Here is a 14,568-nt window from a genome sequence, read left to right as displayed (position 1 = left end):
TGCCAAGCTGAGCCGTGTGCGTCTCCTGCTGATCCGTCATGCCCAGTCGAGCAATAACGCCGTCATCAAAGCCGAGGGTGACCGCGGCAACCGGGTGCCCGAACCGGAACTGACCGATCTGGGAATCGAACAGGCACACCACGTGGCTGCAGCCCTACCGGCCCTAGTCACCGGGTCGGTACGGGTGAGCAGCAGTTTGATGACCCGCGCGCTGCAGACCGGTTCGATCCTGGCCGACGCGCTGAACGTGCCCGTGCACACCTGCCCAGATCTGCACGAAGCGGGCGGCATTTATGACGGCGGCCCCGATGGCAGCGCACGCCACTCCGTCGCCGCGCCATCGCTGGCCCAGCTACGTCGCATTTCTCCGCGGATCCACATCGGCCAAAAGACCCCTGACCCTTGGTGGGTCGGCCCCTACGAGCCTGCAGAACAGCGCGACGCGCGTGCTCGTACGGTTCTCGCCGAACTGGTAGCGATGCCCGTGGACACCCACGTGGTCGTCATTCATCAACATTTCGGCCAGCACCTCATCCGGGCGCTCCTTGGCGCGGAGTCGATGAGCGGCTATCTGCGCATCGACAACACCGGCACCTCACTGTTCGAGCGCCCCCAGAACCACCACCATTTCCTGGCGCGGTGGATCAACCGAACTGAGCACCTGCCCGCCCACCTGATCACGGACTGAGTGCGTTCGTAGGCTGGCCGGGCGGGCCTACTCGCCGGGCCAAGCCTCAATCAGCTGCTGGCGGGTGTCTTCGAGAAGCACCGGCAACGCCTTGGTCTGTCCGATGATCGGCAGGAAGTTCATGTCTCCGCCCCAGCGCGGGACGACATGCTGGTGCAGGTGCGCTTCTACTCCCGCACCCGCAACCGCGCCCTGGTTCATGCCGAGGTTGAAACCCATCGGCGCTGCGGCGGCTTCCAGCGCCCGGATCGCCTGCTTGGTCAGGCTGGTGAACTCCAGCGTCTCCTCGTCGGTGAGGTCGAGGTAGCGCGGGACGTGCCGGTAGGGGCAGATGAGCAGATGCCCGGGGTTGTACGGGAAGAGGTTGAGCACCACGAAACAGCTCTCCCCGCGGCGCACGACGAGCCCTTCGGCGTCACTACGTTCGGTGACGTCGCAGAAGGGGCAGCCAGGCCCCTGCTTCGGGGAGGGCCTCTCGCCCCTGATGTAAGCCATCCGGTGCGGGGTCCACAACCGTTGGAACCCGTCTTTGACCCGGACGAACTTGCTGGCCTCCTCGGGGGCTTCGGGCGTCTGCATGCCTTGATCGTAGGCCCTGCTTGCGGATGCGGACCTCTCTCGGCCGCGACGGCAGCCCCACACTGCCACTCCGGCGGGCGTGAGCGGCATCGCCTCACCTCGTAGAGGTCGACCGGAGCGGATCGGTGTTGACTTCTCCCATGGCCGAAGAACTTCCCCTCTCGTCTGCCCCCGCGCGGCTGAACCTTGCTGGCTACTGTTTGGGCGGCCACGACGAGCAGGTCCGCGCCCGGGACGGGCTCATCGTCGTCACCGATGCCGAGGCGAGCCCCCAGCAGGCGCAGCGTTGGTCCTTCGCCGATTTAGACCGAGCGGTACGCTGCGTCGCCGCGGGCCTGCTGAGTTTGGGGCTGGCTCGCGGCGACCGAGTAATGATCCGTCTAGGCAACACCAGCGAGTACGCCTTGCTGCACTTCGGGGCGATGGCGGCCGGGCTGGTCTCAGTGCCGTCCTCGCCGCAACTGACCCCGGGCGAGGCGCAGTTCCTGCTGCAGGATTGCGGCGCGGCGGCGCTCGCGTTGGCTGAGGACCTTCCGGTGGAGGCCGACCCAAGGGTGTTAATCATCCGAGCCCGCGATGTGGCCAGGTGGCTGGCCCAGGAGGAGCCGGTGGACTACGCGGACACCGCCGCGCAGGATCCGGCCTTTCTCGTCTACACCTCGGGAACCACCAGCAAACCCAAAGGCGTGCTGCATGCGCACCGCTCGGTCTGGGGACGCCGCCCGATGTACGACGGTTGGTACGGGATCAGCGATGCGGACGTGATGTTGCACGCGGGCGCCTTCAACTGGACTTACACCTTGGGCGTGGGTCTGTGCGACCCGTGGGCGGTGGGTGCCAGCGCCATCGTCTACGCCGGTCCCCCGGCGCGCAGCGTCTGGCCGCGACTGATCCAGGAGTACCGCCCGACGCTGTTCGCTGCGGTACCCGGGCTGTTCCGGCAGATCCTGGACGATTTCGAAACCGGACCGGATGCCGCCGACTCCGCCGCGGCGGCGCCGCTGCCACAGTTCGCGAGCCTGCGCCACGGCCTGGTCGCCGGCGAGGCGCTGCCTTCGGCGCTGCGCACCCGTTGGGAGAAAGCGAGCGGCAAGCCGTTGTTCGAAGCGCTCGGGATGAGTGAATGTTCGACCTTCGTCTCCAGCTCACCGAGCGTGCCGGTCAAGGACGGTTCCCCGGGGCGGCCTCAGCAAGGTCGGCGGATCGCGGCATTGCCGCTGCAGGGCGGGACCCAACCGGTGCCGACCGGACAGGCCGGGTTGTTGTCGATCCACCGCAGCGACCCCGGGCTCATGCTCGGCTACTGGCGGCGACCGGCCGAAGAAGCGGCGACGACCCGAGACGAGTGGTTCGTCAGCGGCGACCTCGTCAGCTTCGACGAGGACGGCTACCTGCGCTATCTGGGCCGTCACGATGACCTGATGACCGCCGGTGGCTACCGGGTCAGCCCTGCCGAAGTCGAAGAGGTACTGGCGGCGGTGCCCGGGGTGCGGGAGGTGGCGGTGACCCAGATCGTGGTGCGCGCCGACGTCAGTGTCATCGCAGCATTCGTCGTCCCCGAGGACGGCGCAGACCAGGAACACCTGCGGGCGGCGTTGGGCGAGGCTGCCGAAGAGCGCTTGGCGCGCTACAAACGACCCCGTCAGATCGTCTTTCTGGGGTCCCTGCCCCGCACTAGGAACGGCAAGCTACTGCGGCGGGATTTGGGGTTGTCCGGCTGAGCGCTTCCCTGCCGGTGCCGTTCTGCGAAGCAGGTCCTCCCCGCAGGGAGCGAACCCGACTCGTTGCAGTAGGGACTGCGCGCTCTGGCTGGGCAGCAGTGTGATCCACAGCAGGGATCGCGAATCAGCCCATTCCACAGCTTCATCAAGCAACCGCGTACCCAAGCCCATCCGCCGCGCTTCGGGGCGCACATAGAAGTTAGTCATGTGCCCCCACGGACGCGGGATACGGCCCGGGCGTGGCAACGATTGGCCGAGGGTGATGGTCAGCGCCCCCAGCGGGTTTCCGTCCAGTGAGCTGGCGATCCAGCTGGGATAGCGGTCGCGATCGCGCAGCCAGGCATCGGTATAGCGGTCCAGGAAGCCCTCTTCGGGCGGCCTGCCCTGTTCTCGATTGAGCGCCAACTCCAGGGCGGCAAGCGCAAAGGCGTCGTCGGCCTCGGCCCGGGCGACGCGGGTGAGCTGAGCTCTCAACCCTTTCATGTTGGCAGTGTGCCATTCATCGGCTCGTTGACCAGCGTGAACGACATGAACAGCGGCGCCGCCGCGGGTGCTGAGCCTACGGCGGCGCCTCGGAGTCTCACGTTCAGGCGGGGGCGCTGGTCACTTGCGCCTTAGCCTCGATCGCCGCTGTGATCTGAGCGATCGCGTCTGCGACCGGGACCCCGTTGAGCTGGGAACCGTCGCGGTACCGGAACGACACCGCGCCTGCAGCCCGGTCTTCCTCACCGGCGATGAGGACGTAGGGCACCTTGCTCTTGCTGGCGTTGCGGATCTTCTTCGGGAAGCGGTCGTCGCTGCGGTCGACCTCGACGCGGACCCCGACGCTACGAAGCTGGGCGGCGACCCCGTCCAGATACTCCTCGTACTCTTCGGCCACCGGGATGGCAGTCACCTGAACCGGCGCGAGCCAGACCGGGAACGCGCCGGCGTAGTGCTCGACGAGCACACCCATGAACCGCTCGATGGAGCCGAACTTGGCCGAGTGGATCATCACCGGGCGCTGACGAGACCCGTCGGAGGCCTGGTATTCCAGTTCGAATCGCTCGGGCTGGTTGAAGTCGTACTGGATGGTGCTCATCTGCCAGGTGCGACCAATGGCGTCCCGCGCTTGCACGCTGACCTTGGGACCGTAGTAAGCGGCGCCGCCCGGGTCGGGTACGAGTTCCAGTCCGGTGGAGGTGCAGGCCTCTTCCAGGATGCGGGTCGCTTCTTCCCAGTCCTCATCGGAGCCGATGAACTTGCTCGCCTTCGGCCCGCTGGTGGCGCGCGTCGACAGTTCCAGATAGAAGTCGTCGAGCCCGAAGTCGCGCAACAGACCGAGCACGAAGTCCAGCAGGTGGCGGATCTCCTGCCCCGACTGCTCCTTGGTGACGTAGCTGTGCGAGTCGTCCTGGGCGAAGCCGCGCACCCGGGTGAGCCCGTGGATCACACCGGACTTCTCGTAGCGGTACACCGAGCCGAACTCGAACAACCGCATCGGCAGGTCGCGGTAGCTGCGGCCGCGACTGCGGTAGATGAGGTTGTGCATCGGGCAGTTCATGGCCTTGAGGTAGTAGTCCTGTCCAGCCTTGGTGATCTCGCCGTCGGCATTGCGTTCTTCGTCGACGTGCATCGGCGGGAACATCGTGTCGGCGTAGTACGGCAGGTGCCCGGAGGTGTGGAACAGCCCCTCCTTGGCGATGTGCGGGGTACCGACGTACAGGAAGCCCTCTTCGATGTGGCGGTCTCGGACGTAGTCCTCCATCACCCGCTTGATGACGCCGCCCTTGGCGTGGAAGACCGGCAGCCCCGAGCCGATCTCATCAGGGAAGGAGTACAGGTCGAGCTCGGTACCGAGCTTGCGGTGGTCGCGTTTCTCGGCTTCTTCCAGGCGGGTCAGGTAGGCCTTGAGGTCGTCTTTGCTCGCCCAGGCGGTGCCGTAGAGGCGCTGTAGTTGTGCGTTGGACTGGTCACCGCGCCAGTAGGCGGCCGAGCTGCGCATCAGTTTGAACGCGTTGGAGATGAGTTTGGTGGTGGGGATGTGCGGTCCACGACACAGGTCGCCCCAGGCGCGGGTGCCGTCGCGGCGCACATTGTCGTAGATGGTGATCTCGCCGCCGCCGACCTCGACGCTGGCACCTTCGGCGTTCTCCTCCAGCGCCTGGGAGGACTCGGCACTTTCGGCGCCGCCGCTGCCGGGGCCGTGGGCCAAACCGATGAGTTCACACTTGTACGGCTCATCCTTGAGCTCGGCCAGCGCTTCTTCGGCGGAGACGACTCGTCGCTGGAAGCTCTGCCCCTCGTTGACGATCTTCTGCATCGCCTTCTCCAGGGCCTTCAGGTCCTCTGGGGTGAACGGCTCGTCGACGTCGAAGTCGTAGTAGAAACCGTCGGTGATGTAGGGGCCGATTCCCAGTTTGGCCTCGGGACGAAGCTGCTGCACGGCTTGGGCCATCACGTGGGTGCAGGAGTGCCGCAACACGTCCAGGCCGTCCGGGGAGGCGATGTCGACGCCCTCGACGTCATCACCCTCATTCAGCACGTAAGTGAGGTCTTTGAGTTCGCCCCCGACGCGGGCGACGACGATGTTCTTCTGTCCCTCGAAGAGGTCTGCGGCGGTCGTGCCCGCTGGCACCGATCGCTCGCTCCCGGCGATGGACACGGTGATCTGGGCTGACACAGCTGACTCCTTGGAATGTGCATCGACAATGGCACGAACGGCAACGGCCCACAGTTGTAGGCCTGTTTGATGGTATCTGCCCTGCTCGGGTGGCTGGTTCAGGCTCCGGGCTCCAGCGCGTCACCGGTGTTGACTACGCCCACTCGGACAACGCTGGCGTACACGCCGGGGCAGGCCGAAGGGACCTCGGTGATTTCCAACATGGCGGTCCCGAGCCGGACCCGTCGACCAACGGCGCGCTGCAGTTCCGCGTCCGGCATGTCGAGAAAGATGTTGGCCCGGGTGCTCTCGGGGTCCTCTTCGCGGCCCACCAGGTGCACAGGGCGCTTCTTACGACGGTCGCCCTGCAGGCCTTCGGTCTCGATCCGGGCCTCGGTCAGCAATCGCCCGGGCGCCTGCTTCTCCGGGTAGATCGCCAGGGTGAGCACGCGGCCGGCAACATCCTGTTCGAGCAAAGTCATGCGCACACTGTGCCACCGCCTTCGCCTGGGCGGCAGTCCCCGTCCACGCTCTAGCGATCCGCACTGGTGAGAGGGCGCGAATAGGTGCCGGTTCACCGACGGGCCTAGCCTGCCAGTTGTGACGTCGGCACTTTCTCGCGCTTTGCCGCTATTGGCATGCCCGCACGACGGCGAACCGTTGGACGCCGAGGACGGCAGCCTGGTGTGCACTGCCGGCCACCGGTTCGACATCGCACGTCAGGGCTATGTCAGCTTGCTGCGCGGCGGCAGGGCCTACCGCAGCGACACCGCAGCGATGGTTGCGGCCCGGGAGAACATCCAGTCCGCGCAGGTGTACGCACCGATCAGGCAGGCGTTGCTGGCCGCCCTGGAGCGCACGCTCCCTGCCGAGCACGTCGAGTCGATCCTGGATCTGGGCGCGGGTACCGGCTACTACACCGCCGGAGCACTCGAGGCAGCCCCGCAGGCGCTCGGTGTGGGGATCGATCTGTCGAAGTACGCGGCCCGCCGCGCAGCGAAGGCCCATCCCAGGCTGGCCTCGGTCGTGGCCGACGTGTGGGCGCCCCTGCCGCTGGCCGATCACGGGTTCGACGTCGTCCTGTGCGTATTCGCCCCCCGCAACATCCCGGAGATCCACCGGGTGCTGCGCCCGGGCGGCGTGCTGCTCCTGGTCACCCCGCTGGCCAACCATCTGGCTGAGTTGATGACGGCAGTGGGCGGGGTCTCGGTGGAGCGGGACAAACAGCAACGTCTGCGCCAATCCCTCGCCGACGGTTTCTGCGCGGCCGATGAAAAGCGCGTCTGCCAGGTGCTGTCGCTGTCCCACGCTCAGGCTCGCGACCTCGTGATGATGGGACCCAGCGCCTTTCACACCGACGCCGACGCGGTGAGCCAAGCCCTCGCGCCGCTCCCCGACCCGCTGCCGATCACCCTCGCCATCACAGTCCAGGCGTTCACCAGGCGCGAAGCCGAAAGCGACAGTCCCGGCTAGCTCACATCACCGGGTCTACAGCACAGGACGAACAAACGACTCTGCCGGGAACAGAGGCCCTTGCGGGATGGACCTGGCTGCCCGCTTGTCGAAACTTGCCCCGCAATTGAGCCACCTGGCGCAGGCGCATCGGCCCATCCACGCTCGACGGCGCCGAGCACAACACCCCGCTCCGAGATAGTCACCTTTTGTTCGAGTGCATCACTTGGTCAACTGAATGATGTACTCACGGGTCCACCCTTCGCGTTCGAGGTAAGGTGAGCCTAAGTGGCGTCAGGCTAACCGCGATGCTGGGGAGAACACATGTGGGTCACCCTGTCGATTATCTCGCTGCTGATTAGCGCGATCTGCTGGATTATCGGCGACGCGCTCATCGTCGGTCTCCCGAAGCCCGATAAGACAAAATATCGCCAGTTCATCGAGCGGATGGGTGACGACGCCTATGCGTTTTACGTGGGGGCGGACGAGCGGAGGCTGCGCGTCGGCGCACTGATCGCCGACTACAGCGTCCCGTTCATGCTGTTCGGTGTCTACGCGCACTACATGCTGGTGCGCGACTCCACCCTGGGCGTGGTCGGCGTCGTGCTCATGGCGGTGGGCATCTCGCTGTCCCCGCTGGCGCACGCAGCCTTCTATCCGCTAGCGCTCACCTCTCAACTGGCGCACCGCGATTTCGCGGCGGGCGAGAAGGATGATTCGAATATCCGAACCGCCAGGCAGATGTTCACTTTCTTGAAGTACGCATGGCTTCCGGCGGTGGGCCTGACCTACGCGGGGAGCCTGCTGTTCTGCATCCCCCTGGTCTTGGGCTGGACGGCATTCCCCTGGTGGGCAATACTCTTCACGCCGCTGGTTTTGATGTTCCCGACCGTCGCTTTGTTGAAGCTTCCCTATCCGGGTAAACCTCTCCTGGACGGCGCAGTATTCAACATCATCTTGGCTATCTGGGCGGTCGCGATGCTCGTGTTGTCCCAGTTTTATCCGATCGGGTAGCCGACCCGCCCACGTACACGAGGGACGTCGCCCTCCGCCGGTACTTCTTCCGAAGCCAGGACGCCACGACCCGTTTCACTCGCATAGCTCGCACCCGGGGCGACAACACGATTACGAGGTCGCGCAGCTTCAACGCATTGAGAGCATCAGGCCGGTGGTCGCCACGACGACGCGAGGCCCCAGCTGCTCCCGCTCAGCGTTTCTCGCCATCACCCGAGGACAGCCCTTGTCTCACACCATCCGTGTGATGGGTCGAAGGTTGCGTCCACTGCTCAGCGGATGCCGACGCAGGGATATGGCTAGAATCTTCCGCATGTGGATCTGAAACCTGTCGACCGTCCCAACTAACGCTCGAGGTTTCCCCGTATGTCCACACCCACATCCAGCACTGCCTTGGTCCGCGGCGCCCACCTGCGCCTAGACGGGATCAGCAAGTCCTATCCCGACCGCCGCGTCCTTACTGACATCACGCTGACCGTCAGCCAAGGCGAGCGGCTGGCGCTGATCGGCGAGAACGGGACCGGAAAGTCCACCCTGCTGAGAATCGTCGCCGGTGTTGAGCCTGCCGACAGCGGCTCGGTGGCGCTCCCCGGCCGCGTCGGCCTGTTGTGGCAGCAGCCTGCCTTCGCCCTGAGCGACACGGTCGTCGATGTGATCGAGCAGGCCCTCGCTGCACCCCGAGGCATTCTGCGCGATTTCGAGGAGGCAACAGCCGCCCTCGAACAGGGCACTACTTCGGCCGCCGATCGGTACGACCATGCCCTGGAGGAAGCCACCCGCCACGACGTGTGGAACCTGGACCGGCGCGCCGACATCATTCTCGACGGCGTCGGCCTGCCGAATCTGGACCGGGGGCGCCGCGCGGGCGAGCTGTCGGGCGGACAACGCGCTCGTCTCCAGCTCGCCTGGCTACTGCTGAGCCAGCCCGACACACTGCTGCTCGACGAACCCACCAACCACCTCGACGACGACGGCATCGACTTCCTCACCCGGTCGCTGCGCGACTGGCCCGGCCCGGTCTTGTTCGCCAGCCACGACCGCGCCTTCATGGACGCCACAGCCACCGGGATCATCGACCTCGATCCGGCGCCGCTGCCCAGTTCGCTGGTGAACTCGGTGAGCCCTGATGGACCGATCAGCGGTATCGGAATCACCCGACACACCGGCACCTTCACGGAATACCTGCTGGCTAGAGCCGCCCAACGGGAACGCTGGCAGCAGCAATACGAAACCGAACAGGCCCAACTCAAAGAACTCGAACGCCGGGTTCGCGACAGCCATACCGTCGGGCACCCGGGGGCCGCGCCCCGGTCCGAGTCGCGAGTGGCCAAGAAGTTCTACGCCGACCGTAACGCCACTGTGGTGTCTCGCCGCGTGAACGACTTCGCGCGGCGGCTCGAAGAACTCAACGCTGACCAGATCCGCAAGCCTCCGGCCACCCTCGATTTCTGCGGTCTCACCGTGGGACATCGCGATGGCCACGCCGTCCCCCAGGTGATCGCAGCGCTGTCGGAGGCTGGGGTGGATGGTCGGCTGCGCCCCACCTCCCTCACGATCGGACGCCAGGACAAGTGGCTGATCACCGGCCCCAACGGCGCCGGCAAGTCAACCCTGATCGCACTGATCACCGGGCGACTACAACCAGATACCGGCACCGTCACCATCGCCCGAACCGCAACCATCGACGCCCTCACCCAAGAAGTGGCGCTCAACCCCGACCCGACCGTGGAAGGGCTCTACACCACCACGGTCGGCGCTGAACTCGCCGAGAAGATTCCACTGACCAGCTTCGGACTCGTGGCACCACGAGACCTGACGCGCCCCGTCGGCACACTCAGCATCGGCCAACAACGTCGGCTCGCGCTCGCCATGGTGCTAGCCAGCCCACCCGACCTTCTCATCCTCGATGAACCCACCAACCACCTCTCACTGACCCTGGCAACAGCGCTCGAGGAACACCTGCCCCAATACCCGGGCGCAGTCGTGATAGCAAGCCACGACCGCTGGCTGCGACGGTCCTGGCCGGGCCAGCGCCTCCATCTCGGTCCCGAACACGCAAGCACCAGGGGTGAGAGACCCTCCCCGAAGCCATCTGGGTGAGTTGATGTCGGCAGTGGGCGGGGTCTCGGTGACCCCGTCCACGCTCTATCGATCGGCACTGGTGAGAAGGCGGAGTAGATTTTCCCTGTTAGAGCGAAGTCATGCGCACACTGTCCCATCGCCTTCGCCTTCGCCCGGGCGGCAGTCAGCCAATGAATGTGAGTGTTGCCGTGCGAGTCCAGGCCTTCCGCCGCAGTTTGCCCGACGTCGAGCCCCCTAAGCTCGCTGCCGGAGGTTCAACAGGTGCACACCGGTAACTGTCCCGATCTGACCGGCCAAACCGGCATCGGCCCCGGAGCAGGGGGCCGAGACACGCCTCAGGTGGGCTCCCCGCGATGTCCATCAGGTTCGAGCGCGACCTAACGTACGGCACCGCATTGAGCCTCCAATGGGGCTGCGCTCTTCCACCGATATCCGGTACAGATCCGAGCGGTACCCCTCAGGAGAGAATGGATGCGCATGGATCCTCGATCACTCTGGCCAGCACTCCGAAGGCGGCCCCAGTGGCAGCCGAGGCCGCATCCAACTCGGTGGGCATGAGATCGGGCCTGCCAAAGGGCGAGGACAGCAACCGCTCATCCAGCTCAGCCATCGCATGGAGGCACAACTGCTCCTGCAGCTGACCGAGATGACCACCCAATACCACCGTCGAAACGTCCAACAGGTTCAGGGCGTTCGCCAGTGCGATACCCAGGGCCCTCCCAGCTTCAGCGATAACCTCGCGCGCCCGCACATCGCCCTGATCGAGGAGTGACTGCAGCGCGGGTAAGCCGTTGACGGAGCATGCATCACACATCGCTAACTGACCCGCGTACACCTCCAGACATCCCCGTGCCCCGCAACCGCATCGAGGACCGTTCGGATCAATGCACATGTGCCCGATCTCGCCGGCCCACCCGTGCCGCCCAAGCCTCACCTCTCCACCCCACACGAGCGCAGAGCCGATGCCTATCTCGCCGGAGATGTAGAGGAAGTCACGAAGCGTTGACGGCCGACCCGGGGCCTCATGGGCGACCACGACAGCGGAGCAGTCAGCCTCATTGGCTACGCGCACCGCCATTGCCGGGGGAAGCAGTTGGGTGGCAGCAAACGCACCTGCCGTCTCAACGTCCTGCCACCCCAGGTTGGGGGCGCGCAGGATCACGCCGGAGTCACCGTCTACGAGTCCCGGGACAGCAAGGGCCGCCCCCACAATCTGCACCGAGGTGCCCGCCTCATCTAGGCAGGAGCGTGCGAGGAGGGCCAGCTCTCGCAGAACTGCAGCTGGCTCGGATTGACGATAGTCGCCCGTGACGATTCGTTGCGCCAAGACCTGACCGCTCAGGTCGATCACCCTGGCGCAAATCAACCCGACGTTGACCTCAAGCCCGAGCGCCGCAACTGTTCCCTGCGGGGCAACCAAAGGCGTGGCCGGCCGACCACGGCGCCCATCGGTGACGACCTCGAGCTCGGCCACCAGACCCGCAGCTACGAGCTCGTCGACGAGACGGCCGACGGTGGACCGCGTCATTCCAGTGGACTGAGCGATGTGGGCTCGCGAAACCGGCGTGGATGAGGTGAGGACTTCGTGGAGCACCACGGCAAGGTTCAGCGACCTGAGCGTTCCCTGCCGCACACTGGAAAGTTTGGTCTCCATGGCTCTTGACTCTACCGGTCCCCCCCATTAAGTTTTTTGGTACAACAAACTTCAAGAGGAGCAGTCATGGTGCGGAAGCCAACGGCAGAAGACAAGTTCTCGTTCGGTCTGTGGACCGTCGGATGGACAGGCGTCGACCCCTTCGGCTCCAACACCCGCGACAGCCTCGATCCGTGGCAGTACTCCGACAAGCTCGCCGAGCTCGGCGCTTGGGGCATCACTTTCCACGACAACGACGTGTTCCCCTTCGATGCCGACGACTCGACACGCGAGCGCATCGTCAAGCAGCTGAAGGACGCGGCCGACAAGGCCGGTCTGGTCATCGAGATGGTGACCACCAACACGTTCACCCACCCAGTCTTCAAAGACGGCGGCCTGACCTCCAACGATCGCTCGGTGCGTCGCTTCGGCCTGCGCAAGATTCTCAAGAATGTCGACCTGGCTGCCGAGATGGGTGCTTCCACATTCGTCATGTGGGGTGGTCGCGAGGGGGCCGAATACGACTCGTCCAAGGACCTTATGGCTGCGCACCGCCGCTACGCGGAGGGCTTGGACGTCGTCGCAGGCTACGTCAAGTCCCAGGGGTATGACATGAGGATAGCTCTGGAGCCCAAGCCCAACGAGCCCCGCGGCGATATTTTCCTACCTTCTATCGGACATGCATTAGCGCTGATCTCGCAGCTCGACAACGGCGACATTGTGGGCCTCAACCCCGAGGTTGGCCACGAACAGATGGCCAACCTGAACTACACCCACGGTCTGGCGCTGGCGCTGATGTGCAACAAGCTGTTCCACATCGATCTGAACGGCCAAAAGGGTCTCAAGTACGACCAAGACCTGGTGTTCGGTCATGGCGACCTGTTGAGCGCCTTCTTCACTGTGGATCTACTCGTCAACGGCTTCGCGGCCAGCCCGGACGCTCCCCGCTACGACGGACCCATCCACTTCGACTACAAGCCGAGCCGTACCGAGGGAATGGAAGGGGTGTGGGAGTCCGCCCAGGCGAACATGGACTCTTACCTCATGTTGGCCGACAAGGCCCGCGCCTTCCGTAAGGATCCCGAGGTGCAGGAAGTCATGAAGAAGGCCTCGATCTTTGAGCTGGGCGAGCCAACGCTGGCTGAGGGCGAAAATGTGGCCGACTTCCTGGCCGCCGAGGAGCCCTTCGACGCCAAGGCATTGGGTGAGCGTGAATACCACTTCGTCAAGCTGCACCAGATGGCACTGCAGCACCTGATCGGCTGATTGTCGCGGTTGGGGTCCCGGGCACTCCCGGGCCCCCAACCTTTTTTGCCTCTCCCCTTCTTTTCCGGCAGCGCAGCCGAGGTCCTAAGGACACCACCATGAGCAAAGTTCTGGGCATTGACTCGTCCACGCAATCCACCAAGGCCGTCCTGGTGGACGCTGATGATGGAACGATCCTGGCCGAACAACGCTTTCTCCATCCCGCCGGTACGGAGGTAGATCCCGCGGCCTGGTTGCGGGCGCTTACCCAGAGCACCACCGGGTTGCTCGAACAGGCCGATGCCGTGGCCGTGGGTGGCCAGCAGCACGGCATGGTCGCCCTCGATAGCCAAGATCGCGTCGTGCGTCCGGCACTGCTGTGGAATGACACACGTTCGAGTTCCGCGGCCGAGGACCTCGTCGCCGAGCTAGGCGGCCCCGCTGAGGCTGCGCGGCGTACGGGCAGTGTCCACGTGGCTTCGATCACCTCCACCAAGATGCGGTGGATGCGCGACAACGAGGCGGACAACGCCCGTCGAACCCATCGTGTGGTCCTGCCCCACGACTACGTCTCGCATGCCTTGGCGGTAGGGGGTGAATGGTTCACCGACCGCGGCGATGCGTCGGGTACAGGGTACTTCTGCCCCACCAGCAACGCCTGGGCGCCTGAGCTGGCAGCCCAGGCGATCGGGCACGACATCGAGCTACCCACCATCGCCGACCATCCGGCAGCGGTCATGGGACACACCGCCACTGGAGCAATCGTCGCCGCGGGGACCGGCGACAACATGGCGGCGGCCCTGGGGCTGAACATGTCCAGCGGCGATATATCGCTGTCCATCGGCACATCAGGTGTCGCAGCCATGGTCTCCGACCATCCTGCAATGGATCCCACCGGCCTGGTCACGGGTTTCGCCGATGCAACAGGTCGCTGGCTTCCCCTGGTGTGCACCATCAATGCGGCCAAGATTCTAGACCTGGCTTGCACCTTGCTGGCTGTTGACCATGACGAATTGTCCCGCTTGTCATTACAGGCTCCGGCTGGGGCCAACGGTGCAGTTCTTCTGCCCTACTTGGATGGCGAGCGCACCCCCAACCGGCCGTTGGCCAGCGGCACCCTACACGGCATCACCTCAAGCACCACGCGCGCGGACATTGCACGCGCCCATGTGGAGGCGCTGGCCTGTTCCTTGACCGATGCTGTGGAGTTTCTAGGGCAGTCGACTGGCCAAAACCCGCAACGCATCCTGCTGATTGGCGGCGCCGCGCGAAGCAGCGCGGTGCGCCAGATCCTTCCTGCCGTCTTGGGCCGTGAGGTCTCCTGCCCTGCCCCCCGCGAATACGTGGCATTGGGCGCCGCAGCACAGGCCGCGTGGGCACTCGCCGGTGGCGATACTCCGCCTCAATGGTCGCAAACGCAGCTTGAGGTTGTCGGGGCTGCACCCACCCCCCAGGTACTGGATGCCTACCGCAGCTTGAGGGATCGCACCGGCAGCTGGACCTGAACCATCTT

General features: G+C 65.2%; 12 protein-coding genes. 7 read left to right on the top strand and 5 right to left on the bottom strand.

Annotated features, from left to right (window positions below; all coding sequences use genetic code 11):
* Positions 1-16 precede the first annotated feature (16 nt).
* Positions 17-688, top strand: a complete 672-nt coding sequence (locus G9V96_RS01295; RefSeq protein ID WP_168581414.1) for a histidine phosphatase family protein — start codon at positions 17-19, stop codon at positions 686-688.
* A gap of 27 nt (positions 689-715) precedes the next feature.
* On the opposite strand, the gene G9V96_RS01290 is transcribed toward G9V96_RS01295, so the two are convergent.
* Entirely contained in the window at positions 716-1,267 is a 552-nt protein-coding gene (locus tag G9V96_RS01290) for an HIT family protein (RefSeq protein WP_168581413.1), read from the bottom strand.
* Between the two features lie 140 nt (positions 1,268-1,407).
* Here G9V96_RS01290 and G9V96_RS01285 point away from each other — a divergent pair, with 140 nt between their 5' ends.
* A complete protein-coding gene (locus G9V96_RS01285) occupies positions 1,408-2,988 on the top strand; it encodes a class I adenylate-forming enzyme family protein (RefSeq protein WP_168581412.1) in 1,581 nt (526 codons plus the stop codon).
* Here G9V96_RS01285 and G9V96_RS01280 read toward each other — a convergent pair.
* The 3 genes from G9V96_RS01280 to G9V96_RS01270 all read right to left on the bottom strand — a co-directional run bounded on the left by G9V96_RS01280 (position 2,956) and on the right by G9V96_RS01270 (position 6,111).
* The gene (locus tag G9V96_RS01280) at positions 2,956-3,471 is read right to left on the bottom strand and encodes a GNAT family N-acetyltransferase (RefSeq protein ID WP_168581411.1); all 516 of its coding nucleotides are present in this window, start codon (positions 3,469-3,471) and stop codon (positions 2,956-2,958) included. The two genes, G9V96_RS01285 and G9V96_RS01280, sit on opposite strands and share 33 nt — an antisense overlap.
* Positions 3,472-3,574: 103 nt before the next feature.
* Entirely contained in the window at positions 3,575-5,650 is a 2,076-nt protein-coding gene (thrS, locus tag G9V96_RS01275; RefSeq protein WP_168581410.1) for a threonine--tRNA ligase, read from the bottom strand.
* A gap of 98 nt (positions 5,651-5,748) precedes the next feature.
* A complete protein-coding gene (locus G9V96_RS01270) occupies positions 5,749-6,111 on the bottom strand; it encodes an MOSC domain-containing protein (protein WP_168581409.1) in 363 nt (120 codons plus the stop codon).
* Positions 6,112-6,229: 118 nt separating this feature from the next.
* Here G9V96_RS01270 and G9V96_RS01265 point away from each other — a divergent pair, with 118 nt between their 5' ends.
* The 3 genes from G9V96_RS01265 (at position 6,230) to G9V96_RS01255 (ending at position 10,195) form a co-directional block, all read left to right on the top strand.
* Positions 6,230-7,102 carry a methyltransferase domain-containing protein gene (locus G9V96_RS01265; RefSeq protein ID WP_168581408.1) on the top strand — a complete coding sequence of 291 codons (873 nt, stop codon included), beginning with the start codon at positions 6,230-6,232 and terminating at the stop codon, positions 7,100-7,102.
* A gap of 303 nt (positions 7,103-7,405) precedes the next feature.
* On the top strand, positions 7,406-8,095 hold the full coding sequence (locus G9V96_RS01260; RefSeq protein ID WP_168581407.1) for a DUF6796 family protein: 690 nt from the start codon (positions 7,406-7,408) through the stop codon (positions 8,093-8,095).
* A 366-nt stretch (positions 8,096-8,461) separates the two neighbouring features.
* The gene (locus G9V96_RS01255) at positions 8,462-10,195 is read left to right on the top strand and encodes an ABC-F family ATP-binding cassette domain-containing protein (protein WP_168581406.1); all 1,734 of its coding nucleotides are present in this window, start codon (positions 8,462-8,464) and stop codon (positions 10,193-10,195) included.
* Positions 10,196-10,634: 439 nt separating this feature from the next.
* Here the strand turns inward: G9V96_RS01255 and G9V96_RS01250 are convergent, their stop codons facing one another.
* Positions 10,635-11,831: an ROK family transcriptional regulator gene (locus tag G9V96_RS01250; RefSeq protein WP_168581405.1), complete on the bottom strand. Its 1,197-nt coding sequence runs from the start codon at positions 11,829-11,831 to the stop codon at positions 10,635-10,637.
* A gap of 66 nt (positions 11,832-11,897) precedes the next feature.
* On the opposite strand from G9V96_RS01250, the gene xylA reads away from it, so the two are divergent.
* Together xylA and xylB are read left to right on the top strand one after the other, a co-directional pair.
* A complete protein-coding gene (gene xylA / locus G9V96_RS01245; protein WP_168581404.1) occupies positions 11,898-13,076 on the top strand; it encodes a xylose isomerase in 1,179 nt (392 codons plus the stop codon).
* Positions 13,077-13,174: 98 nt separating this feature from the next.
* Positions 13,175-14,560, top strand: a complete 1,386-nt coding sequence (gene xylB / locus G9V96_RS01240; RefSeq protein ID WP_168581403.1) for a xylulokinase — start codon at positions 13,175-13,177, stop codon at positions 14,558-14,560.
* The last annotated feature ends 8 nt before the right edge of the window (positions 14,561-14,568 follow it).

The sequence above is a fragment of the Gephyromycinifex aptenodytis genome, from assembly GCF_012277275.1.
Taxonomy (GTDB): Bacteria; Actinomycetota; Actinomycetes; order Actinomycetales; family Dermatophilaceae; genus Gephyromycinifex; species Gephyromycinifex aptenodytis.
This window is presented reverse-complemented; position numbering and strand designations above follow the sequence as displayed.

Coding starts and splice junctions, on each gene's coding strand:
- G9V96_RS01290 (WP_168581413.1), bottom strand. CDS start 1,267: ATGCAGACGCCCGAAGCCCCCGAGGAGGCCAGCAAGTTCGTCCGGGTC.
- G9V96_RS01285 (WP_168581412.1), top strand. CDS start 1,408: ATGGCCGAAGAACTTCCCCTCTCGTCTGCCCCCGCGCGGCTGAACCTT.
- G9V96_RS01280 (WP_168581411.1), bottom strand. CDS start 3,471: ATGAAAGGGTTGAGAGCTCAGCTCACCCGCGTCGCCCGGGCCGAGGCC.
- G9V96_RS01270 (WP_168581409.1), bottom strand. CDS start 6,111: ATGACTTTGCTCGAACAGGATGTTGCCGGCCGCGTGCTCACCCTGGCG.
- G9V96_RS01260 (WP_168581407.1), top strand. CDS start 7,406: ATGTGGGTCACCCTGTCGATTATCTCGCTGCTGATTAGCGCGATCTGC.
- G9V96_RS01255 (WP_168581406.1), top strand. CDS start 8,462: ATGTCCACACCCACATCCAGCACTGCCTTGGTCCGCGGCGCCCACCTG.
- G9V96_RS01250 (WP_168581405.1), bottom strand. CDS start 11,831: ATGGAGACCAAACTTTCCAGTGTGCGGCAGGGAACGCTCAGGTCGCTG.
- xylA (WP_168581404.1), top strand. CDS start 11,898: ATGGTGCGGAAGCCAACGGCAGAAGACAAGTTCTCGTTCGGTCTGTGG.
- xylB (WP_168581403.1), top strand. CDS start 13,175: ATGAGCAAAGTTCTGGGCATTGACTCGTCCACGCAATCCACCAAGGCC.